Here is a 1314-nt window from a genome sequence, read left to right on the forward strand (position 1 = left end):
TCTCACCGACTCTCCACGATCCAAAAAGCTCATCAAATCGTGGTTATGGACAAAGGGAAAGTGGTTGAGATTGGTACCCATGAGGAACTGCTTAACAAGGAAGGTTACTACTCTCGTTTGTACAAGATGCAGTTTGAGCACAATAGCAATGGAGAGGTTAAAAATGTGGTCAAAAAGGAGTTAGTCAAGACCTCCCATGAAGTGCGAACTCACCTGACCCCAATGATTGTTTGCTTGCAGTTAGTGGTTAATGACCTAGTGGATAGCCCTCAGGAACGTCATGAATTAACTGAAGAAGCCTATCACTCAGCAGTTCGTCTGCTTAAAACCTTGGAGTATTTAGAAGAAAGCTCAACTATAAAATCAACAGCCTGATTTGTGATCCCTTTTCTCGTAAGCATTCAGCCATCAGCGGTCAGCCGTCAGCCCTGAGCGATTACCGTAGCGTGAGCCTTGGCCCAAAGCTAATAGCTAATCGCTGATAGCTGATAGCTGATAGCTCTTTTTCTTATCCTGAACTGACCTTAGTTATAAGGGTTTGAGCTTGCTATTAAATGAATCTAGGGTTAATTGGGGACTGTATCTTCCCTAAGCTCATTGGCATCAAAGCCTTATATACTAAGCTTTTTAGGGCTCATGTCACCTAGTCAGCTTCCGGCTTATAACCAACAGCAATAAAGCTGAAACCACTATCTTGAGGATGATCGGGTGTTGAAGTTTGGCATACGAAGCGATTACGTTCAATTTCAACGACTGAAATAGACATTTGATAACTTATCCAAGAATACCCATAAATTGTACAGGTTACTCCAGGACATTCTGCAAATGCCTGATCAAAATTTATAATGTAAACTCCTCCTCGCTTTTTATCAACTGTGAAGCCTGGATTTTTTGGATCTTTACAAGATATAATCTTGCCGTTTTTATCAACAAGACCGAAGATATGCTCGTCATGCTCACCATCAGATGTAACCATTGTTACTACTAACTCCTGTTAGATTGACTGTTTACAAAGGGTTGTAGGAAAAAAGAATTGATTACATTCTTTAGTTTCACTACACATACTAGATTAGTATTCTCCACAGTTTTTAATCTCATAAAACTCATGTAAAAACTCATGTAAAAACTCATGTAAAAACTCATGTAAAAACTCAGATAGCAATTCTACGACTGGTGAGGTACAAATTTCTGAGGTGCGACCCGTGGCGAATTTAATTCGCCTACGGAAAGCGCACCTAAGTTTTTAGGGAGCAGGGAGCAGGGAGCAGGGAGCAGGGAGCAGGGAGCAGGGAGCAGGGAGCAGTGAGCATGGAA

General features: G+C 41.4%; 1 protein-coding gene and 1 pseudogene. One reads left to right on the forward strand and one right to left on the reverse strand.

All coding sequences use genetic code 11. From position 1 onward, the window contains the following. Positions 1-375: pseudogene (locus F6K20_RS38795) on the forward strand (ABC transporter ATP-binding protein); the annotation flags it as partial. 268 nt (positions 376-643) lie between these two features. Here the strand turns inward: F6K20_RS38795 and F6K20_RS38800 are convergent. Next, positions 644-976, reverse strand: coding sequence for a hypothetical protein (locus F6K20_RS38800; RefSeq protein WP_287266258.1), 333 nt, complete (start codon positions 974-976; stop codon positions 644-646). Positions 977-1314: the final 338 nt, after the last annotated feature.

Source organism: Moorena sp. SIO2C4, assembly GCF_010672485.1.
Lineage (GTDB): Bacteria > Cyanobacteriota > Cyanobacteriia > Cyanobacteriales > Coleofasciculaceae > Moorena > Moorena producens.